The organism is Lichenicoccus sp. (assembly GCF_965276875.1).
GTDB lineage: Bacteria > Pseudomonadota > Alphaproteobacteria > Acetobacterales > Acetobacteraceae > Lichenicoccus.
In genome coordinates this window covers 3,854,529-3,875,308 of sequence record NZ_OZ255701.1, presented here as the reverse complement: position 1 = coordinate 3,875,308, position 20,780 = coordinate 3,854,529, and the positions used below count along the sequence as shown (strand labels likewise).

Annotated in this window: 20 protein-coding genes; 9 read left to right on the top strand and 11 right to left on the bottom strand. The window is 66.6% G+C overall.

Translation table 11 applies throughout. The features are described from left to right. Position 1: 1 nt before the first annotated feature. A complete protein-coding gene (locus tag ACQY4K_RS18775; RefSeq protein WP_428391714.1) occupies positions 2-472 on the bottom strand; it encodes a VOC family protein in 471 nt (156 codons plus the stop codon). Between the two features lie 10 nt (positions 473-482). Beyond that, entirely contained in the window at positions 483-701 is a 219-nt protein-coding gene (locus ACQY4K_RS18770) for a hypothetical protein (protein ID WP_428391713.1), read from the bottom strand. 96 nt (positions 702-797) lie between these two features. Here ACQY4K_RS18770 and ACQY4K_RS18765 point away from each other — a divergent pair, with 96 nt between their 5' ends. Continuing rightward, the gene (locus ACQY4K_RS18765) at positions 798-1,112 is read left to right on the top strand and encodes a FitA-like ribbon-helix-helix domain-containing protein (protein ID WP_428396217.1); all 315 of its coding nucleotides are present in this window, start codon (positions 798-800) and stop codon (positions 1,110-1,112) included. Here ACQY4K_RS18765 and ACQY4K_RS18760 read toward each other — a convergent pair. Further along, positions 1,109-1,411 (bottom strand): type II toxin-antitoxin system RelE/ParE family toxin, encoded by a 303-nt coding sequence (locus tag ACQY4K_RS18760; RefSeq protein ID WP_428391712.1) that lies wholly within the window; start codon positions 1,409-1,411, stop codon positions 1,109-1,111. The two genes, ACQY4K_RS18765 and ACQY4K_RS18760, sit on opposite strands and share 4 nt — an antisense overlap. Then, positions 1,408-1,683: a type II toxin-antitoxin system ParD family antitoxin gene (locus tag ACQY4K_RS18755; protein ID WP_428391711.1), complete on the bottom strand. Its 276-nt coding sequence runs from the start codon at positions 1,681-1,683 to the stop codon at positions 1,408-1,410. Before ACQY4K_RS18755 ends, ACQY4K_RS18760 begins: the two co-directional genes overlap by 4 nt. A gap of 503 nt (positions 1,684-2,186) precedes the next feature. Here ACQY4K_RS18755 and ACQY4K_RS18750 point away from each other — a divergent pair. Beyond that, entirely contained in the window at positions 2,187-2,504 is a 318-nt protein-coding gene (locus tag ACQY4K_RS18750; RefSeq protein WP_428391710.1) for a hypothetical protein, read from the top strand. A 52-nt stretch (positions 2,505-2,556) separates the two neighbouring features. Here the strand turns inward: ACQY4K_RS18750 and ACQY4K_RS18745 are convergent, their stop codons facing one another. From ACQY4K_RS18745 to ACQY4K_RS18735, 3 genes are all read right to left on the bottom strand, one after another. Then, positions 2,557-3,171 carry a DUF6368 family protein gene (locus tag ACQY4K_RS18745; protein WP_428391709.1) on the bottom strand — a complete coding sequence of 205 codons (615 nt, stop codon included), beginning with the start codon at positions 3,169-3,171 and terminating at the stop codon, positions 2,557-2,559. Between the two features lie 130 nt (positions 3,172-3,301). Next, positions 3,302-4,117, bottom strand: coding sequence for a hypothetical protein (locus tag ACQY4K_RS18740; protein ID WP_428391708.1), 816 nt, complete (start codon positions 4,115-4,117; stop codon positions 3,302-3,304). Positions 4,118-4,125: 8 nt separating this feature from the next. Beyond that, on the bottom strand, positions 4,126-4,359 hold the full coding sequence (locus ACQY4K_RS18735) for a type II toxin-antitoxin system ParD family antitoxin (RefSeq protein ID WP_428391707.1): 234 nt from the start codon (positions 4,357-4,359) through the stop codon (positions 4,126-4,128). Positions 4,360-4,568: 209 nt separating this feature from the next. Between ACQY4K_RS18735 and xylB the strand changes: the two genes are divergently transcribed. From xylB to ACQY4K_RS18720, 3 genes are all read left to right on the top strand, one after another. Continuing rightward, positions 4,569-6,041 (top strand): xylulokinase, encoded by a 1,473-nt coding sequence (xylB, locus tag ACQY4K_RS18730; protein WP_428391706.1) that lies wholly within the window; start codon positions 4,569-4,571, stop codon positions 6,039-6,041. Further along, positions 6,038-7,351 carry a xylose isomerase gene (gene xylA / locus ACQY4K_RS18725; RefSeq protein ID WP_428391705.1) on the top strand — a complete coding sequence of 438 codons (1,314 nt, stop codon included), beginning with the start codon at positions 6,038-6,040 and terminating at the stop codon, positions 7,349-7,351. The genes xylB and xylA overlap by 4 nt, the downstream gene beginning before the upstream one ends. Before the next feature lie 305 nt (positions 7,352-7,656). After that, positions 7,657-8,676, top strand: coding sequence for an SDR family oxidoreductase (locus tag ACQY4K_RS18720; protein WP_428391704.1), 1,020 nt, complete (start codon positions 7,657-7,659; stop codon positions 8,674-8,676). Here ACQY4K_RS18720 and ACQY4K_RS18715 read toward each other — a convergent pair whose 3' ends face one another. Both ACQY4K_RS18715 and ACQY4K_RS18710 read right to left on the bottom strand, forming a co-directional pair. Further along, positions 8,677-9,348, bottom strand: coding sequence for a glutathione S-transferase family protein (locus ACQY4K_RS18715; RefSeq protein ID WP_428391703.1), 672 nt, complete (start codon positions 9,346-9,348; stop codon positions 8,677-8,679). An 18-nt stretch (positions 9,349-9,366) separates the two neighbouring features. Next, positions 9,367-10,608, bottom strand: coding sequence for a NupC/NupG family nucleoside CNT transporter (locus ACQY4K_RS18710; RefSeq protein ID WP_428396215.1), 1,242 nt, complete (start codon positions 10,606-10,608; stop codon positions 9,367-9,369). Between the two features lie 103 nt (positions 10,609-10,711). On the opposite strand from ACQY4K_RS18710, the gene ACQY4K_RS18705 reads away from it, so the two are divergent. After that, entirely contained in the window at positions 10,712-11,197 is a 486-nt protein-coding gene (locus ACQY4K_RS18705; RefSeq protein ID WP_428391702.1) for a glutathione peroxidase, read from the top strand. A 108-nt stretch (positions 11,198-11,305) separates the two neighbouring features. Here the strand turns inward: ACQY4K_RS18705 and ACQY4K_RS18700 are convergent, their stop codons facing one another. After that, on the bottom strand, positions 11,306-13,063 hold the full coding sequence (locus ACQY4K_RS18700) for an ATP-binding protein (protein WP_428391701.1): 1,758 nt from the start codon (positions 13,061-13,063) through the stop codon (positions 11,306-11,308). Between the two features lie 20 nt (positions 13,064-13,083). Next, complete coding sequence (locus ACQY4K_RS18695; RefSeq protein ID WP_428391700.1) at positions 13,084-14,883, bottom strand: adenine deaminase C-terminal domain-containing protein; 1,800 nt, start codon at positions 14,881-14,883, stop codon at positions 13,084-13,086. A gap of 59 nt (positions 14,884-14,942) precedes the next feature. On the opposite strand from ACQY4K_RS18695, the gene murJ reads away from it, so the two are divergent. The 3 genes from murJ to mutS all read left to right on the top strand — a co-directional run bounded on the left by murJ (position 14,943) and on the right by mutS (position 20,779). Then, a complete protein-coding gene (gene murJ / locus ACQY4K_RS18690; RefSeq protein WP_428391699.1) occupies positions 14,943-16,499 on the top strand; it encodes a murein biosynthesis integral membrane protein MurJ in 1,557 nt (518 codons plus the stop codon). Between the two features lie 432 nt (positions 16,500-16,931). Then, entirely contained in the window at positions 16,932-18,113 is a 1,182-nt protein-coding gene (locus ACQY4K_RS18685) for an outer membrane beta-barrel protein (protein ID WP_428391698.1), read from the top strand. A gap of 56 nt (positions 18,114-18,169) precedes the next feature. Further along, complete coding sequence (gene mutS / locus ACQY4K_RS18680) at positions 18,170-20,779, top strand: DNA mismatch repair protein MutS (protein ID WP_428391697.1); 2,610 nt, start codon at positions 18,170-18,172, stop codon at positions 20,777-20,779. The last annotated feature ends 1 nt before the right edge of the window (position 20,780 follow it).

Genomic DNA, 20,780 nt, shown 5'->3' with positions numbered 1-20,780 from the left:
ATTACCCGGCGAACATCCGGTCCAGACGGGCCTGCATCTCCTCGACGCTGACCGTCTCGATGCGGGTCATGAACAGCCAGATGAGGCCGAACGGATCGACCAGGGTTGCTGAGCGGTCGCCATAGAACTGGTCCTCCGTCGGCCGCTGCACCGTCGCCCCCGCCTGCTTCGCCCGGCCTACGAACGCATCGACATCCTCGACATAGATCGCCACCCGCACCGGCGAGCCGCCGAAATGCCCAGCCCCATGCACGCCCATCGTCGGCATCTCCGGGCCGAGCATGAAGGTCGCGTCGCCGATGCGCATCTCGGCATGCACCACCGCGCCATCCGGGCCGGTAAGCCGGTAGGCCTCGATGCCGCCAAAGGCGCGCGCATAGAAGTCCAGCGCCTGGTCGGCATTCGGCACGGTCAGGTACGGCGTGGCACTGGTCTGTTCGGGAGGAATGGACGACCCCGGCGCTGCTGCCATGGGAACGCTCCTAATTGCTGCCGTTGCGCGCGCAGGTCGTGCCGGGTCCTTCGGGGTGACAATACAGCCGATGCAGGTTGTTGTCCGCCGGCGGCGTCGAAGACAGCACCCCGGGCGGCCCGGTATAGGGTCGGCCAGAAGGGCTGAGGTCGTTATGCGCGGCCGCCCGCTGCTCGGCACTCGGCGTACCGGTGCAGCCCGCCAAGGCAAGGATTGTGGCGATAGCCATGGAGGCAGAAACCCGCATGATTTTGAAGTTTGCGTGCGGTCGAGAGAGTCGTCAACGCCGACGCGCCCAGGTGCGGATTGCACGTGAGAAACCTTTCTGCAGACAGGCGAGCCCGATGACACACTGAAATCCCGCCTTCGCATACAGGCCGCCGATTATGGCCACTCAATGGAGGACGAGGCCCGCGACATCCTCCGTTCGGCACTCAGCCGCGAGCCAACACGCAAGGGCAACCGCACCGCCTCGATCCGCGCCAGGTTCGCACCCCTAGGCGGTGTCGACTTGCCGGCCGTCGTCCGTGAGCCGATGCGGGCACATCGTCTTTCAACGATTACTCTTTTCACGGTTGATACAGCCAAGTGGCGCAATGCCACCATATCCCTTGGCGGCTCTCAGGAATTGCTGCACTAGCCACCCCCCATAATGGCTTCATAGTCGCGGCCAGCCGTAAAAGCGCGCAGCACAAGCAATTCGTCGGGAGGCAGTTCGTAGGCCACGATGACGCGCCGCGAGAGGGGTCGGATCAAGAGGCCGGGACGAAGGTCCGCCCGCTCGGTGCCGATCAGCGGGGTGTGGCAGAGATGGCGGCAGGCTTGCCGAATTTCCTCTATGTAGGTCCGTGCGCGGCGCGGATTGTCGGCGGCGATAAAGTCGAAGATGTCGTCGAGGTCAGCCTCGGCTGATCCGCTGTAGGTCAGCGCCCGCGTCACGGCTTTCGGTACTTCTCGGCCTCCGCCAGCCGCTCATCAAAGTGGCGGCCCAGCTCCTCGTCCGCGATGCGGCGAGGATCGTCACCGGCCTCGTTGAGCTTGGCACGGACCGTATCCAGCCGTTGTTCGCGTTCGGCGCGCCTGTCCTGCCAGAGCCGCATAGCATCGCGGATGACCTCGCTGTTCGACGAGTAGCTCCCGCTGTCCACCTGCCGGCGGATCATCTGGGCCATGTCCGCAGGTAGAGTAATACTTAGCTTTTCGGCGTTCATGAAATCCTCCTGGTAAGATGGTATAGCATGACATCCTACCCGCTGTCCCCAAGCCCTTCGGACTGGCATCTCATGCAAGCGCCCCGTTGGCGCCGAGCGCAACGCCGGCTTGCCGAAGATAGCGCTCGCGGGAGGCGAGCGAGTGCTGGCGGCGTCGATCAAGCCTTGAGCACGCAGCCTCACCGCAGACGGCGAGGTGGTGCTCTGTCCGGAGGGTCGCGGGCCACGGGCGGAGTTTCGCCGGCGCCCGGATCAGGCATCGTGCGGCAAGCCAGGCGCCAGGACGCCGCGTGTGAAGCGGAAGGCAGTCCAGTTCAGCTCACGCTCGACACAGATGTTACTCGGGATAGTATCGGGACACAGTCCGTCACGGCGGTGCTGACGGACAGCGAGCTAACGGTGCTGGCTTGGCGTTTGTGAAGTCCCAAGCAACCAGTCATGCTCACTGCATGATGTTTCCTCCTTCATTGCCCGAGGATTTAAGCGCGCGAGCGTATCATGCCTTGAACGGCGAGCTCGGAGTGCTTCCAGACGACGTAGCGTCATTCCTGCGCATTTGTAAGCAGGACGAAGTGGAGGTCCTGGGCTGGGAGCTATGGGTCGTCGATCATACATGGGGCGCCGAGATGCATGAGCCGGTTCCAGCCTTCGGGCTATGGTGCGGTGGTATTCCCCTGCAAAACGAACCGTTCCCTGCGATCGTCGGCGGCACTGGGGATCTGGAAGACACACTGAAACAATTGTCGGCATTCGATTTCGAAGCTGAAGTGCAGCCATCATGGTTACCCTACGTCCGGATCAACTTCACGTTGGCGGACTAAACAAAACCCGGCGGCCCGAATGGCGCTTGAACGGCCTCAGCGGTGTTCCGCGCTACTTGATCATGTGGAATTCCGGATGGCTTAGCCAGGCTTGTAGAAATGCGGCGTCAACTGTGTGCGAAGCCCACTCCCGTTCAGGCATCGGACGATAGGTCCGTGCGACCGCGATGCCCGGCATTGCTTCCGTGAATGCGCGGGCGCCGGATTGCACAGCCGACCAGGGCGCGTTCCAGAAATCGGGGATCGACAGAGACACTTGGCGGGGCACGATCAAACCACACAGGTCAATGACGCCCCCGAGACGCTGTGCCAAGGCAAGCGCGATCTCGCCCAGAATGCGATGATCCACTCGCTGGTTGGACATGGCGCTCAAGCAGATCGTCGAGTCCGGGTACACTCCGAATGTCCGCTCGTAAAACATCCGCGTCTCACCAGCCTCGGCAAGTGGGCCCATCTCGCTCCAAGGTTGCTCGTCACCGATCCCGATTAGAAAAGGTCGGCCGAGACCATCACCTTCGTAGAGCCCGCCTATGAGCCGCGTCGTCATGACCTGGATCGAGTCCGCCTCCCGCCTCGGCCCCAGCCGGCCAAGTGTCTCCTCCAGTATCGCCCGCCAGGAGGGCGTGTCATTGGTCGAAAACAGAACCTGTGCAACGGGGCCAGCCACGATCACCTCTCAACCAATTCGTCAGCTCCGGCTGGCCGACCTTGGCCTCGTGCGCCAAACCCACGATGGCTGCTGTAGCAGGAGGGTATGCGCGAGTTGGCATCGTCTAAACCAGCGGACTCTGAAAGTCTCATTTGACCACCAGGTTAATAACCCTGGCGCCGTTGGGTCCGAACCAGGCAAGGCCAGGGCCCAGCATCGCCATTCCCTGTATACTTGCCATATCGTGCGGAAACACCATCGCGACACTCTCAAGCCAGGCGCGCGGAAATATTTTATTCCAGTTTGACTTGAGATCCGCTGCGGAAGCGACTGTCCAATGTCTAGGGGGGCTTCTGTTCTTCCCCACTGGGGCCACATTGACTCTCAAGGGAAAATCAATGTAGCGGGAGGTTTGGTCACGATCATTGGTCAACACTGCGTGGTAAAAACCCTGCACCATGTGCTCAAAGTCGGCATCGCTTTCGTCCGTAACATCATCATAGAGCCGCTTTGGCCAGGGCCCGTTTGTATAGCCCCCCGCTAAAAGGGTCACCGGCAAGACCTTGCCCTTTTCCTTCCAGGATCCGGTCAGACCAGCGCTGTTGTAGAAGTCTATAGGGTCCCTCGAAGGCGTTCCGACTTCCTTGCGGGTATAATTCAAATCGAAAACCCCTCCAGTGGGGGCGCGCAGTATAACGTGATCGCCTATGGAACCATCCAATGGGATGTCTCTGAGGCTGTCTCCCGTAAAATAGTGGGTTCCGGAAACCACACGGTTGTTATCAGCTACAATCAGGAGCTCAACCCGGCGCAGACCTAGAGTGCCTTTAAAAAAATAACCACGAGCATGATCCGGCTGATGCGGGCCAGCCGCCATTATACACATTATCAGTGGAATGATTTTAAACGAGCGGCAAAGTCTCATCGGCACGTCTTTACTTAGAACACCCAGTGTGGTTTTCATCCGGCCCTCTAGCGGATATGCTTCGCGTGCATCCGCAGCAAATTCGCCTGGTTGTCGAATGGCACGGGCGGACCTGACGCCTCCCCGGCGATCAGCGCCTCCCGCAATGCTTTCACCTTTGCCTCGTGTTCCTCAAGGAGCCGCAGGCGCGCCCGCACAACTTCGCTGGCGGAGCCGTAACGACCCGCCTGAACCTGCATGTCAATGAAGCTCGTAAAGTGGTCTCCAATGGAGATTGACATGTTCCTGCTCATGCCCACCCTCTAAGCACGAAGATATACCAAATTCCGGTATCATGGGAGGGCCGTTGGTTTCTCTGCCTCTATGAACGTCAGGGCGTGCCGTCGCGCGCACCCTGCCGGCCCGAGGGCGGGGTTTCGCCGGCGGCCGGATCGGGTATCGTGCGGCAAGCCAGGCGCCCAGACGCCACGCGGGAAGCGAAAGACAGTCCATGCCAGCACAGATGTTCATCGGGATCGATATCGGGACCTCGTCGGTCAAGGCGGTGATGATCGACCGCGGGCAGACGGTGTTGGCCACCGCCTCGCAGGTGCTGTCGGTCAGCCGGCCGCATCCGGGACATTCCGAACAGGACCCGCTCGCCTGGTGGGAGGCGACGCAGCAGGTGCTGGCGCGTCTCGCCGCCGACCAGCCCGAGGCAATGCGGGCGGTGGCCGGGATCGGGCTGTCCGGGCAGCAGCATGGCGCGGTGCTGCTCGATGCGGAGCAGGCCGTGCTGCGGCCGGCGATCCTTTGGAACGACACGCGCAGCCAGGTCGAGTGCGGTGAACTCGAGGCGGCCCTCCCCGAGTTGCGGCAGATCATCGGCAACGTACTGATGCCGGGCTTCACCGCGCCGAAGCTACGCTGGGTCGCCAAGCACGAGCCCCGGCTGTTCGCGCAAGTGCGCCGGGTGCTGCTGCCGAAGGACTATGTGCGGCTGCGTCTCACCGGCGAGGCGGTCTCGGACATGTCCGACGCGTCCGGCACCGGTTGGCTCGATGTGGCGCGGCGGGACTGGTCGGATGCGGCGCTGGCCGCGACCGGGCTGGACCGCTCGCATATGCCGCGCCTGGTCGAGGGCATTGCGGAGTCCGGGATCATGCACGGGGAGCTGGCGAGCAAGTTCGGCATGCATGGCGGGGTGGTGGTCGCGGGCGGTGCCGGGGACAATGCAGCCGCCGCCTGCGGCATCGGCGCCGTCGCACCGGGCAGCGCCTTCGTCTCGCTGGGCACATCGGGCGTGCTGTTCGCGACCACCGAGCGCTTCGCCCCGAACACCGGCTCTGGGGTGCACGCCTTCTGCCATGCGGTGCCGGCGCGCTGGCACCAGATGGGCGTCATTCTCTCGGCCACCGACAGCTTGGAGTGGCTCGCACGCCTGCTGCACAGCGATGCGGCGAGCTTGGTGGCGGCGCTGGGCGAGACCGTCGCCGCCCCCTCCCCGGCACTGTTCGCGCCCTACCTCGCCGGTGAGCGAACGCCGCACAACCACGGGTCCCTGCGCGGCGGCTTTGCCGGACTCGGGCACGAGGCCGACAGCAAGGTGCTGACCCTGGCGGTGCTCGAGGGCGTTGCGTTTGCGTTTCGCGACTGCCTTGCAGCACTTGAGGCCGCCGGCACCCGGATCGAGCGCGTCTGGGGTGTCGGCGGCGGCGCCCGCTCGCGCTTGTGGCTGCGGATCATGGCGAGCGTGTTGCGGCTACCGGTCGACCTGCCCGCCCGCGCCGAAAGCGGCGGCGCGTTCGGTGCGGCCCGGCTCGCGCTGTGCGCGGTGTCCGGCGCCGATCCCACCACGATCTGCACCCCGCCCGCGATTGCCGAGACGATCGCGCCGGTGGCTGCCCTCGCCGACGCGTACGACGCTGGCTACGTTCGCTACCGCAGCTTCGGTGCAAGCCTGAAATCCCTGGTGACAGCATGACCGAGACACTCTTCAGCGGCTTCGCACCGGTCGTCTACGAAGGCCCGCAGAGCCGCAATCCGCTCGCTTTTCGCTGGTATGACCGCACCAGGATCGTGCTCGGCAAGACGATGGAGGAGCATCTGCGGCTCGCCGTCGCGTATTGGCACAGCTTCGTGATGAACGGCACCGACCCGTTCGGCGCGCCGACCATCCAGCGCCCCTGGATGGGCCGCGACGGGCTCGAAGCCGCGCGCGAAAAAGCCGATGCCGCCTTCGACCTGTTCCGCGTGTTGGGGGTGCCATATTATTGCTTTCACGATCGCGACGTCGTCAGCGAGGGTGCGACGTTCCGCGAAAGCGCGGCCAATCTCGATGCGATCGCCGAAATCTTGGCGCGCCGTCAGGACGAGACCGGGGTGCGGTTGCTCTGGGGCACCGCCAACCTGTTCTCGCATCCGCGCTACATGGCCGGGGCCGCGACCAACCCCGATCCGGAGGTGTTCGCCTATGCCGCCGCGACGGTGAAGCATTGCCTCGACGTCACCAAGCGGCTCGGCGGTGAGAATTATGTGCTGTGGGGCGGCCGCGAGGGCTACGACACGCTGCTCAACACCGATATCGGCCGTGAACTCGACCAGATGGGACGGTTCCTGTCGCTGGTGGTCGAATACAAACACCGGATCGGCTTCGCTGGGGCCATCCTGATCGAACCGAAACCGAAGGAGCCGACCAAGCACCAGTATGATTTCGACGCGGCCACGGTCTACGGCTTCCTCAAGCGCTACGGCCTGGAGGGTGAGGTCAAGCTCAACCTCGAAGCCAACCACGCGCAACTTGCCGGCCACAGCTTCGAGCATGAGATCGCCACCGCCGCGGCCCTCGGCATCCTCGGCTCGCTCGACGTCAATCGCGGCGATGCCCTGCTCGGCTGGGACACCGACCAGTTCCCGAACGCACTCGGCGACACCGCGCTGGCCCTCTATTACGTGCTCAAGGCCGGCGGCCTGGGCAGCGGCGGCCTGAACTTCGATGCCAAGCTGCGCCGCCAATCGATCGATCCGGAGGATCTTGTCCACGCCCATGTCGGCGGCATCGATCTGTGCGCCCGCGCCCTGCTCGCGGCTGGAGCGATGATCGAGGACGGCCGCCTTGCCGCCGACCTGCGGCAACGCTATGCCGGCTGGGACGGTCCCGAAGGGCGTGCCCTGCTCGGCGGCGAACGCACCCTCGAACAGATCGCAGCCGACGTGACCGCTCGCGACCTCGACCCGAAGCCGCGCTCCGGACGCCAGGAATACCTGGAAAATCTGCTCTCCAGCTATACGTAGGCAGCCAGCAGCCGCGATTTACCTGCCGCGGGGGACAGTTCTGCGCCCTTGCCGGGCATGGACGCGCGACAATGTGGGCCCGAGCTTTCCGGCCAGGTGCAGAGCCAGCCCGACGCTAAGAAGCATCGCGCCCATTGCCGGCGCCACGACCATCACCAGCCATTCCATAAGTATAAACACAAGGGTTACTCCGACACCCCCGCCTTTGTAGTGCACAGATGTGAACGAAAGCCTTACGCCCGCGGCCGGCCGGTACTTTTCCCATCGACCGGCGTTGACTGCGCCCAAGCTCCGGAAAGACCGCCATGCCACGCATCCAGCTCAAGCCTCTTGCGCAGCAGAGCATCGTGCTCACCGGCGCCACCTCCGGCATCGGCTTGGCCACCGCGCGCCTCGCCGCGCGACGGGGTGCGAAGCTGATGCTCGTCGCCCGCAACGAGGAGGCGCTCGCCAGCGTCCGCGATGAAATCCGCGCTGCCGGCGGCCAGGCGGAATACGCGGTCGCCGACGTCGCCGAGCGGGCCCAGCTCGAAGCCGCCGCGACCGCGGCCAAGGCGACGTTCGGCAGCATCGATTCCTGGGTCAACGATGCCGGCGTCTTCGCCTACGGCACCCTCCAGGAGTTGCCGCTCGAGGATCAGCGACGGGTCTTCGATGTGATCTATTGGGGCACCGTGCACGGCACGCTCGTTGCCGCCGAGGCACTGGCCACGACCGGCGGCGCCATCGTCAATCTCGGCAGCGTGCTCAGCGAACTTGCCATCCCCTACCAGGGCCCATACTGCGCCGCCAAGTTCGCCGTCAAAGGCTTCACCGAGGCATTCCGGCGCGAGAGCATGGCACGACAGGCCCCGCTTTCGATCAGCCTGATCAAGCCGGCGGCGATCGACACGCTGTTCATGGAGCACGCCCGCAACCATCTCGGCAGCCGTGGCACCCGCAACCCCCCGCCCGCCTACCATCCGAACCTGGTCGCGCGCGCGATCCTGCATGCCTGCGAAACCCCGGTGCGCCAGCTCACGGTCGGTGGCGCCGGCGGGCTGTCGCTGGTCATCGCCAATCGCGCGGCCCCCGGCCTGATGGACCGCGCCTTCGCGCTGTTCGGCCTGCCAAGCCAGACCACCCACGACCCGGGACGGGCCGAGCGGCGCGACAACCTCTACGCGCCGCGCGAGGATGGCGCCGAACGCAGCAGTCTGGGCCCGTTCACCCGCAAGACCAGCCTCCTGCTCGAGGCGCAATTGCACCCGAGAGCCACATCCGCGGTAATCGCGGCGACCGGCGCGATGCTCCTCGCCTATACCGGGTTGCGTGCGCGGCGCTGATCACCCCATCTCGTACGGGCCGCCCCGTTCCAGCGCGCGCGCATAGGCGGGGCGTGCGCGGACCCTATCAAGCCAGTTCTGCAGCTTCGGCCGGGCGGCGCCGAGCAGGCGTTGGCGCAGGCCCGCGATCTCGATCGGAAAGCTCATCTGCGCGTCGGCGACGGTGAAATGCTCGCCGGCGAACCACGGCCGCCCCGCCAGCTCACGCTCCAGGAAGTCCAGCTGCAAAGCCAGCTGCGGCCCCAGGAACTGCTTGTGCACACCGCCCGCGATCCGCCTGAACACTGGCCTGAGCGGGAACGGCGCCTGCGCCGGCAGCCGGCTGAAGATCAACGAGATCAGCATCAAGGGCATCAGCGAGCCCTCGGCATAATGCAGATAGTAGGTGACCCTGCGGCCCGCGTCACTGTCCGGCGCCGGCCGCAAGCTGCCGTCGCCGTAGGTCGCGACAAGATATTCCATGATCGCGCCGGTCTCGGCGATGGTCAGCGCGCCGTCGGTGATCACCGGCGACTTACCCAGCGGATGCACCTGCCGCAGCGACGCGGGGGCCAGCATGGTCTTCGGATTGCGCTCGTACCGCTTGATCTCGTACTCGACGCCGAGTTCCTCAAGCAGGAACAGCACCCTCTGCGAGCGGCTGTTGTTGAGGTGATGGACAATCAGGGTCATGACGCAGCACTCTCCGGTTCAGGTGATGAACATGCCCGCAATCGTGGCACTCATCAGGTTCGACAGAGTCCCCGCCAGCACCGCGCGCAGGCCCAGGCGCGAGACCTCGGCGCGACGCTCGGGCGCCACCGCGCCAAAGCCCGCCAGCAGGATGCCGATCGAGGACAGGTTGGCAAAGCCGCACAACGCGAACGAGGCGATCGCCAGGCTGTGCGTATCCAGCGTATGCGCATGGATACGCGGCGAGAGTGCGACGTAGGCCACAAATTCGTTGAAGACGATCTTCTGGCCGATCAGCCCACCCACCACGCCGCTCGCACCCCACGGCACGCCGATCAGCCAGGCCAGCGGCGCGAATACCCAACCCAGCATGCCCTGCAGCGACAGATCCCTCGCCCCGAACAGATGCCCAACCCAGCCGACGAGCCCGTTCAGGCAGGCGATCAGGCCGATAAAGGCGACCAGCATCGAGCCGACCGCTACCGCCACGCGCACGCCATTGCCGGTGCCGATCGCGATCGCCTCGAACAGGTTGGCCGGCCGATGCGTCGCGAAATCGAGGTTCAAGCTGGTGATCCGAGAGGGCTCGACCGTCGGCAGCAACAGCTTGGCGAACAACAGACCGCCGGGGATCGCCATGAACGAGGCGGCAAGCAGATAATCAACCGAAACACCGAGGGCGGCGTAGCCGGCCAGCACCGAGCCCGCGACCGAGGCGGTGCCGCTCGCCATCACCGCGAACAGCTCCGCGCCAGTGAGCAGCGGCACGAACGGCCGCAGCGCGATCGGCATCTCGCTCTGCCCAAGGAAGATGGTGGTGACGGCCGAGAAGGATTCGATTGCCGAAGTGCCGAGCAGGGCACGCAGGCCGCCGCCAAACAGACGCGCGAGCATCTGCATCAGGCCCAGATGATAAAGCACCGCAATCAAAGCGGAGATATAGATGATCTCGGGCAACACGCGCAGCGCAAAGACGAAGCCCCCCGAGGGGAACAGCACGCCCATGCGCGCGCCGACCAGGCCGCCGAACAGGAAGCCGACACCGTCATAGCCATAATCCAGCACGTCCTCGACCACCAGCGAGGCCGCATGCAGGGCGCTACGACCCGCCGGCACGAACAGGATCAAGCCGCCGACCGCACATTGCAGCAGCAGCGCGCACAGCACGGTGCGCACCGAAATCGCCCGCCGGTCGACGGAGAATGCCCACGCGATCGCAAGTAGTGCCCCTATGCCAGCAAGCCCATGCAGGAACGCCATCAGGCAGGTGGCGGCAGAGGGACAGGCGACATGCTCGGATCCATCGGCAGACAAGGGCCGCTTTTTCTGGTTGTGTTGGCAAACACGCGCAAGGGCAAGGTTCATGAGCGAGCGCACACTCTATGATTTCGACCTCGAAGGGCTCGCAGGCCAACCTCTGCCGCTGCGCCAGTTCGCCGGCAAACCGATCCTGCTGGTCAATACCGCCTCGAAATGCGGCTTCACCCCGCAATATGAGGGGCTGCAGGCGCTATGGTCGCTCTATGGCCCGCGCGGCCTGACGGTGATCGGCGCACCCTGCAACGACTTCGGCAACCAGGAGCCGGCCAACGCCGAGGCGATCGGGGCGTTCTGCTCGGCCAATTACGGCGTTTCGTTCCCGATGACGGCGAAGCTGCACGTGCGCGGCAGCCGCATCCATCCGCTGTTCGCCTGGCTCGCCCACGAGGGCGGCATCCTGTCGCGGCCGCGCTGGAACTTCTACAAGTACCTGATCGGCGCTGACGGCCGGCTGCAAACCTGGTTCACCAGCGTCGCGAAACCGATGAGCCCGCGCGTGCGTGCGGCGGTGGATCGCGCGCTTTCGTAAGACCAGGGCTCTGCCCTGGACCCGCTGGGGCCTAGGCCCCAGACCCCAATTCGTAAAGGTTTCCAAAGGCTAGCCTTTGGCGGGTCCAGGGCAGAGCCCTGGCCTTGCTTAATGCTGCTCCGCCAGCTGCCGCAGCCGCAGCGCCGCACGCATACTGGCGCGGGCGGCCGGCAGGCTTTGGTGGTAGTCGTCGGCGGCCAAGGTGAGTGCCTGGGTGGAGAGCGCCTGGTTCATTTCCCAATCCAGCCATTTGCCCTGCTTGGCGAGGCCGAACACCAGCAGCCGTCCGACGCGGGCGACCATTGATTGCTCAGCGGAGCTTTGCGCATTGAAGCGCACCGCCTCCTGGTCGTCGGCCCAGGCGAACTCCTGCTCCAGGGCCGTGCGCATCGCCAGCACCGCGGGGTAGAGGCAGTTGACGAAGAGCTGGTGGGTCTCGGCGTAATAGCGGGCGCCGCGCTCGCCGACGCCGCGTGCCTGGGCATCGGCCTCGTTGCGCAGCATGATGATTTGCGGCGCCGGCTCGTATTCGATCTCCGAGGCGGTGTCGTCGCGCACCATGTCGCCCCGCGGGCGGCTGGCGCGAGGTGCTGCCGTCCCGTCACCGCCGCCGCTTAGTGCGGGCGCCAGCGGACGCGCCGGCGCGGTCACCTCGCGCATGCGTCGCGGCACGCCCAGCTCGCGCAGGAGTTGCTCGAGGCTTGCGGTGATCTCCTCGGAGACGACGCTGTCGGGGGCACTCTGCTGGATCAGCTCGACCAGCCAGGCCGGTCGGTTGAGATGGACGGCGGCGGCGAACTGGCGCAACAACACCTGGCTCTGCAGGCCGTCGCGATGTTGCAGGAATTGCCGGTAGCCGTCGGGACGCACCGGATGCTCGGGCGGAAACTCGACGAGGACCGTGATGTTGCGGCCAAGGAACGGGATGCCGAACACCGGCCCGTCATGCAGCCAGTGGGTATGCCAGCAGATGTCGTAGATCTCGTCGCGGTGCACGAGGCCGGCGAACCCATGGATGAAATAGGGCGCGCCATCGGCGGCACGGGTGCGATTCGGGTCGTGCGAGGCGGTGTCGGGGGCGTCATAGAGGTAGTGGATGATGACGCCACCGGCGACCCTGACGGACTCCGTGCGCGCGTAGGCGTGGCCCAGACGTTGCGCGATGGATTGGAAGGCGAAGGGTGCCGCGGTCATGTTGGCAGGCCCATCGAGGATCAGGGCAACATCGTCCGGCAGCCGGAAGAACTTGCGGTGCAGCTCCTCGGCGATCCAGTACGGCACCATCCTCGGTGCGCCGTCGTAGGGGTCGGCACAGGTGTCCTGGTCGGCGCGGTTGCCGAGCAGCACCACCTCGGTCCAATCGGCGTCAAGCGCGCGGCCCTCGGCGAGCGCCTCCTCGGTGACGTCGAGCACGTCGTGCAGCTGCGCCGAACCCGGCAGCTCGCGACGCAGACGGCCGTAGACGCCGCCGCGGTTGCCGATCATCACCTCGCAGACGCGTCCCTCGTGGCAGGAACGGTAGCGCATGCCCAGCCGGTTCGAGGGCAGGGAGGCGACCTTCGCGCCCATGCCGAAATTCTGCTCGAGGCTGTTATGCTTGCGGATCGAGGAGGCGATGTCGCACATCCGGAACAACTCGTCCGGGTTCATGCCGCGCCCGGTGTTGAAGATGGCGAGCTTCGGCGTGCCGTCGATGGCGATTGCCGAGATCTCGACGCGACGTGCGCCTATTGGCGCGGTCTGTGCCGCCTCGATCGCGTTGCGCACGAGTTCGCGCAGCATCATTGATTTCGGGCAACGGTCGATCATGCTGGTGACGAGGAAGTTCTCGTCGCCGACGCGCAATTGCGTGATCTGATGGCTCATGGCAGATGGTCCCGCGAGGCTCAGGCTGACTCGAAGAGCGGGAGTTGTTGCATGTCAGGAACGCTCATCAGCCCCTTGTCGGTGATACGTATAGCAGGAATCACTGATAACGGTATCAAATTGAATCCCATGTAAGCGAGCCGGCAACCGGCAGCCCGCCAGGCCTGCTTGAGGCCCACGGTCAGGGCGGCGACCTCGGGCGCCCGCAGGTCCGACAGCAAGCCCGCTATGGGAAGTGCGACCATCGCTTGTATCTGGCCGCCCTGGACCACCACCACGCCGCCGGCCTGGGCGCGGATCGCCTCGGTTGCGATGCGCATGTCAGCCTCATTGGTGCCGGCGACGATCAGATTATGCGCGTCGTGGCCGACCGAGCTCGCAACCGCACCGTCGTGCAGGCCGAAGCCGCGCAGCAGCCCGTGTGCCACGCCGCCAGTGCGGCCGTGACGTTCCAGGACGGAGACGAAGCAGAGGTCGTGGCGTTGCAGGTGCGTCTGCCAGTCGGGGGCGGGATCGAGGGTGACGATCTCGTGGTGCAGGGCGATGTCGGTCGGATCGTAAATTGCAATGACGTGGGCGCTGCAGGCGGCGGTCGGCAAAGCCGGGGTCAGGGCCGCCGCGGCGGGGAGATGGACGGTATGATAGGCGGCCTCAGGGTAGCGGTAGCGCGCCGCGTTGAGCTGGCGATCGAGGATGGGCGTGATGCGGCCATCCTCGACCATCAGCGCGCCGCCATACCAGGTGTTGCGTACCGCGAGCTGGTCGTCGAGCAGCACCAGGTCGGCGCGGCGGCCGCCGCCCAGCCCGCCGATCTCGCCGTCCATGCCGAAGCGCGTGGCGGCGTGCAGCGAGCCCATGCTCCAGGCCGTCTCGCGACTGATTCCTGCGGCAACCGCCTGGCGCACCACCCAGTCCTGGCCGAAGGTGAACAGGTCGTCGGCGTCGCGGTCGTCGGTGCACACGCATACCCGGTGCGGACTGACGCCGGCCTCGGTGATCGCACGGATCGCCGCCGGCAGGCTGTGCCATGGGGTGCCGGGCGGACCGCCGCGCAGGAACACCCAGACGCCCGCCTCGATCAGGTCCTCGGCGATCTCGCGCGTCACTGCCTCGTGCGTGTCGGTGACGCCGCTGGCGGCGTAGGCGGCGACGAATTCGCGGCCGTAAACGTGCCCGCTGACCGGCCGGCCGCGTCGTAGCGCCTCGGCGACGATGGCGTGGCTGCGCGCGTCACCGGCGCAGAGCTGCACGAAATCCATCTTCTCGCCGAGGGCCGCCGCCTCCGGCCAGGCGTCGAACAGGGCGCCGATCTTGGCGGGGGTGAGATCTCCGCCGGCGGTCTCGAAGCGTGGTCCGGTCGCCGGCACCGTGCTGGGCACCGTGAGGAAGATGCTCAGCGGTGCCGCACGGGCGTCCTCCAGCATCCATTCGACGCCTTGCGCATCGCAGACATTGCCGATCTCGTGACTGTCGCAGAACACCGTGGTGGTGCCGTTGAGCAGCGCTGCCTCGGCATAGGCGCAGGCGGTCATCATGCTGCTCTCGATATGCAGATGCGGATCCACCAGGCCGGGAGCCAGGATGCCGCCTTGCGCGTCGTAGCGCGCACCCGCGCCGCGTGCCTTACCGGCAGGCTGCATGGCCGCGATCCGACCCTGGCTGATCCACAGCTCGCGGTCCTCGAGCAGCCGTCCGGAATAGGTCGACAGCACACGCGCGCCGGTGATCACCAGGTCGGGCAGCGCGCGTCCGCTGGCCACCGCGGCCAGATGCCGGGTCAGCGTGTGCAGGGGTGCGACCGAAAAGCGTGTCTGGGTCATGGCGCGCAGCGTAGCATCGGCGTGTAGCAATCGCCCAAGCCTGCCTGCATACAGGCGCCATGCTCAGAGGCTTCCTTACAGTCGGCGGCTGGACCATGGCGAGCCGCGTGCTCGGGCTGGTGCGCGATCAGTTGCTCGCCGCTTTCCTCGGTGCGGGGCCGGCGCAGGACGCCTTCCAGCTCGCCGCACGGCTGCCCAACATGTTCCGCCGGCTGTTCGGCGAGGGCGCCTTCAACGCCGCCTTCGTCCCACTCTTCTCATCGGTGCTCGCGCGCGAGGGCGAGGCCGCGGCGCGCAGCTTCGCACGCGAGGCGATGGGCGTGCTCGGACTATGGCTGCTCGGCCTGACGGTGCTGGGCGAGCTGTTCATGCCGCAGGTGATCTGGGTGATCGGCTCCGGCCTCGCCCGACACCCGGCGACGTTTGCGCTCGCGGTCAGCCTGAGCCGGATCACCTTCCCCTATCTGATGCTGATCTGCCTCGCCGCCCTGGTCTCGGGCGTGCTCAACGGGCTGGGCCGATTCGGCGCCGCGGCGGCGGCCTACGTCGCCTTCAACGTGGTCGGCATCGGCTGTATCCTGTGGCTGACCCCGTATCTGCCGAGTGTCGCCTATGCCGCCGCCTGGAGCTTCACCGCTTCCGGCATCGTGCAGATGGCGTTGCTGCTGCTTGCGGCGCACCGCGCCGGCATGGGGTTCGGGATGCCGCGGCCGCGCTTCAGCCCGGGCATGCGCACGCTGATGCGCCGTATGGTGCCAGGCTTGATCGGCAGCGGCATCGGCCAGCTCAACCTGACGGTGGATACCGTGATCGCCACCTGGCTGCCGCCGGGCAGCCTGGGGCTGATGTATTTCGCCGACCGGCTCAACCAGTTGCCGCTTGGGGTGCTGGGGAGCGCTGCCGGCACCACCATGCTGCCGCTGCTCACCCGGCAGTTGCAGACCGGCCAGGAGGAGGCGTCGTTCGCCACCCAGAACCGGGCGATGGAATACGCGCTGATCCTGACTTTGCCGGCAGCGCTCGCCCTGGTGGTGCTGTCGGTGCCGCTGATGGCGACGCTGTTCGGCCATGGCGCGTTCACCGCGCACGATGCGGTGCTCTCGGCGCAGTCGCTCTGCGGCTATGCCCTCGGCCTGCCGTTCTTCGTGCTGGTGAAGGTGCTCTCACCCGGTTTTTTCGCCCGCGGCGATACCGCGACACCGGTGCGGATCGGGCTCGCCACCCTCGCCATCAACCTGGTGCTGAACCTGATCCTGATGCGGCCGCTGGCGCATGTCGGGCCGCCGTTGGCCAGCAGTCTCGCCGCGATCATCAACACGGCGGCGCTGTTGGTCATGCTGCGGCGACGCGGCTGGCTGCGTCCGACCCAAGCGCTGCTGTCGCGGCTGGCGCGCATGCTGCTGGCGGCGTTGCTGATGACCGCCGTGCTGTTCGTCGTGCAGCGTCTGCTGCCGCATCCGGTGGCGCGCCTGCACGGCGCCGAGAGGATCGCCGCCCTTGCCGGACTGATCGCGGTGGGCGTCGGCACCTACGGGCTCGGGCTGCTGGCGACCGGTGTGATCGGGCTCGCTCAGCTCCAACGCTGGCGCCGCCGCCGCGCTGCCAACTCCAATTAACATCCTATCGGCAGCCGTTGCCAAGAGTAACGAAGCGACGGCTTTGCTTGGACTCGGCACCGAACCAAATGGCGCGATTGTTGCAAGACGGTTTCGTGTGAAACCATGTGACACCGTGAAATCCTCGCGCAGGCGAGCGGCCGGCATGGATTAAGGCTGGTCCGCTCCGCTGCCGAAGGCGACCGATACAGGGACGATCTTTCTTGGGGACCCGTCAATTTTCAACATGGAATTTTTATGCGGTCCTAGGCGACGCTAGGCTTGTACGAAGTTACATAAACGGAGGCTGCGGATTTGGGCGATTTCATTGCGATCAAACAGGGTGGAAAAGCGCGCTACTCATTCAGAGCGCGGTGCATTGCCGGCGGCTGTGTCGCGCGCGCCTGGCGCCAGCTGATCCCGACATGCCTTGCCGCATGTCCGGCTGTGGCCTTGGCCCAAACGGCGCCCACGACAGCGCCGGCTACCGCCGCACCGGCAAGCTGGGCCAGCACCATCAGCCTGGGCGCGCAGCTCGATGCCGGCATCACCGGGAACGGCGACCGTCCCGCCGACGGGCTGAACTACGGCCGGCTGTTCGACGACAAGGCCAACACCGTCCTGCTCAACCAGGTGCAGCTCACCGCGACCCGACCGCTCTCCACAAGTGCCACTGGCTACGATGTCGGCTTCATCCTGCAGGCCACTGGCGGCACCGATGCGCGCTACATCCATTATCTCGGCGAATTCAACGAGATGACCAACAGCCGCTATCAGCTGACTTTGCTGCAGGCCAACGTCCTGCTGCACACCCCCTGGCTCACCTCCGGCGGCATCGACTGGAAGGTCGGACAATTCGTGACCTCGATCGGTTACGAGACCATCGACCCGAGCACCAACCCGTTCTACTCGCACTCCTACATCTTCAATTTCGGCCCGTTCCAGCACACCGGCATCCTGGCCGAATGGCATGTCAATCCGACACTCGACCTTTATGGCCAGGTCGATACCGGCGAGAGCACCACGTTTGGCACCTACAGCGGCGACAACAACGCCAGACCCGCGGGTCTCGCCGGCTTCGGGCTGAATAACCTCGCCGGCGGCAAGGTCACTTGGCTCAGCCTGGTGCATCTCGGCCCGGAGAACCCGCTTCGCGTCGACCCGCAAGCCAACAGCCAGATGCGCTACGAGGCCGACGGCATCCTCACCTATAAGGCCACCAGCAAGCTGACGCTCACCACCGAGCTGAACTACCAGCACGACAGCGGCTTCGGCGCCGACAGCTACGGCGCCTCGCAATACGTCTCCTACGGGCTGACACCCACGGTCACCCTGAACGGCCGCGTCGAATATTATCGCGACAATGCCGGCTTCTTCGTCTTCGCCTATCCCGGCAACCTCGATGCGATCCGCAGCCTTGGCGGCTATCCAAATGGCTCGTTCACCGCCGGCCGCGCCACCTACAGCGAATATACCCTGGGCTTCACCTACAAGCCGACAGTCCCGCACGTGGCGCTGCTGATGGTCCGCCCGGAAATCAGATGGGACCAGACACTGAACGGCAGGCGCGCCTATAACGCCTTAACCAGCACTGGCAGCTTCACCTTCGGCGGCGACATCGTGCTGGGTTTCTGAAGGCGCGCTTCCCCTCTTTGATTGCGGCCGACCGAGGCGCCGGCTAGAGAGGCGTCATGACGCTTCCCGATCCGGACGGCGCCTCTCCGGTCATGGCCCAATGGTTTGCGCTCAAGGCCGAGCATCCCGAGGCCCTGCTGTTCCTCAGGATGGGCGATTTCTACGAACTGTTCTTTGACGACGCCGCCGCCGCGGCCGGCGCCCTGGACATCGCGCTGACCGCGCGCGGCCGTCACGATGGCCAGCCGATTGCGATGTGCGGCGTGCCGGTCGCGGCCGCCGGCCCCTATCTCGCCCGGCTGATCCGGCGCGGTTTTCGCGTCGCCATCGCCGAACAGACCGAACGGCCGTCCGCCCGCCAGAAGGGCCCGCTGGGCCGCGCCGTGGTGCGGCTGGTGACCGCCGGCACCTTGACCGAGGACGAGCTGCTCGAGGCGTCGCGGCCCAACCTGCTGCTCGCACTGGTGGCGTCCGGCGACCCGGCAACGCTCGGGGCGGCCTGGATCGACGTCTCGACCGGGCTGTTCGAGACCGAGCGGCTGCCCGCCAGCGCCACCGACGAGCTGCTGGGACGGCTTGATCCGGCGGAGATCCTGGCAGCCCCCGACCTCGAACTGGGCGACTTCGCATCGAAGCGGGCGCCGCTGGCGGCAGTGCCACCACCGCTCGCCGCCCGGCAACGACTCGCCGACGCCTTTAAGGTCGCGAGCCTCGACGCCCTCGGCAGCTTTACCGACGCCGAGGCAATGGCAGCGGCGGCGGCCCTCGATTACGTGCGCCGCACCCAGGCCGGCCGGCTGCCACGACTGTCGCGTCCCGCCAGTGCCACAACCCAGGCGACGCTGGGCATCGATCCGGCGACTCGCGCCAGCCTTGAGCTGCTCGCAGCACGCGACGGCGGCACCGCGCTGAGCCTCTATGGCGCCATGGCACGCACCCTCAGTGCCGCGGGCGGTCGCGCGCTGGCCGGCTGGATCGCCGCCCCACTCACCGACATCGCCGCGATCGCCGCCCGCCAGGACGGCTGGACCTGGCTCGCCGCCGAACCCGAACGGGCACGCGCGTTGCGCGAAGCCCTGCGCGGCGCCCCGGATATCGCGCGCGCGCTGGCGCGTCTCTCGCTCGGCCGCGGCGCGCCGCGCGACCTCGCGGCGCTGCGCGACGGGCTCGCTTGCGCAAAAGCCGCGGCCGAGGCGATCGCGGCCGACAGCCTGCCCGCGATCCTCGCCGAAGCAGGCCACCGGCTGCTCCAGGCGCAACCGCTCGCGCGTCGCCTCACCGCCGCACTCGCGGCTGCGCTGCCGACGCGGCTGGAGGAGGGCGGCGTCATTGCCCCCGGCTTCGACGGCGAACTCGACGCCGAACGGGCCCTCTGCACCGACAGCCGCCGCACCGTCGCCGGCATGCAGAACGACTATGCCCAGGCCTTGGGCGTCGCCAGCCTGAAAATCCGCCATCACGCCCAGCTCGGCTACGTCATCGAGGTGCCCACCACCGCCGCCGCCCGGCTATCGTCGCAACCGGGCGTGGTGCTGCGCCAGGGCACGGCGTCGCTCGCGCGCCTGTCCACCGAGCCGCTCGCCGATCTCGACCGTCGCATCGCCGAGGCGCAGGAGCGCGCCATGAGCCGCGAGCGGTTGGTCTGGGACAGCCTGGTGGATGCGGCCCTGGCCGAGCCGTCACTCGCCGCCATTGCAGAAACCCTGTCGCTGCTCGACGTACTGCAATCGGCAGCGGCCCGCGCCTCGGACGGGCGATGGTGCCGGGCGCAGGTCGACGACAAGGCCGGCCTGATCTTGCGCGACTGCCGCCATCCTGTCGTCGAGGCCGCCTTGCCGCGCGCCCAGCGCTTTACCGCCAACGATTGCGACCTCGCACCCGAGCACCGGGTCATGCTGCTGACCGGACCGAACATGGCCGGCAAGTCGACCTTCCTGCGGCAGACCGCACTCGCCGTGATCCTCGCCCAGGCCGGGCTGCCGGTGCCCGCCGCGCAGGCGCAAATCGGCGTGGTCGACCGGTTGTTCAGCCGCGTCGGCGCCGCGGACGACCTGGCTCGTGGTCGCTCCACCTTCATGGTCGAGATGACCGAGACCGCCGCCATCCTCAACCTCGCGGGTCCGCGCTCGCTCGTCGTAGTCGACGAGATCGGCCGGGGTACTGCGACCCTGGACGGTCTGGCGATCGCCTGGGCGGTGCTCGAGGCGCTGCATTCGGGGGTGCGCTGCCGGGCGATCTTCGCCACCCACTTCCACGAACTGGCGCAACTCGCCGGCAGCCTGCCAAGGATGCGCGCGCACACCATGCGGGTGCGCGAATGGAAGGGCCAGGTGGTTTTCCAGCACGAGGTGGTGGAGGGTGCGGCACGTCGAAGCTGGGGGGTGCATGTGGCGCGCCTGGCCGGGGTGCCGGCGCCGGTGGTGGCGCGGGCGGCGCGGCTGCTCGTCACCCTCGAGCGCGACCATGCGCGCGCCGCACCGGTAATGCCGCTGTTCGCGGGTGCCGCCGAGCCCGAGACGCCAAGTGCTACGGCCGCGCTGCTCGCGGCTGTGGCGGCTCTCGACCCGGACCGGATGTCCCCGCGCGAGGCGCTCGACGCGCTCTATGCCCTGCGCGCCGCACTGCACGATGTTCCTGTCGGAAGCGGCGATAACGCGCTAGGCTGAC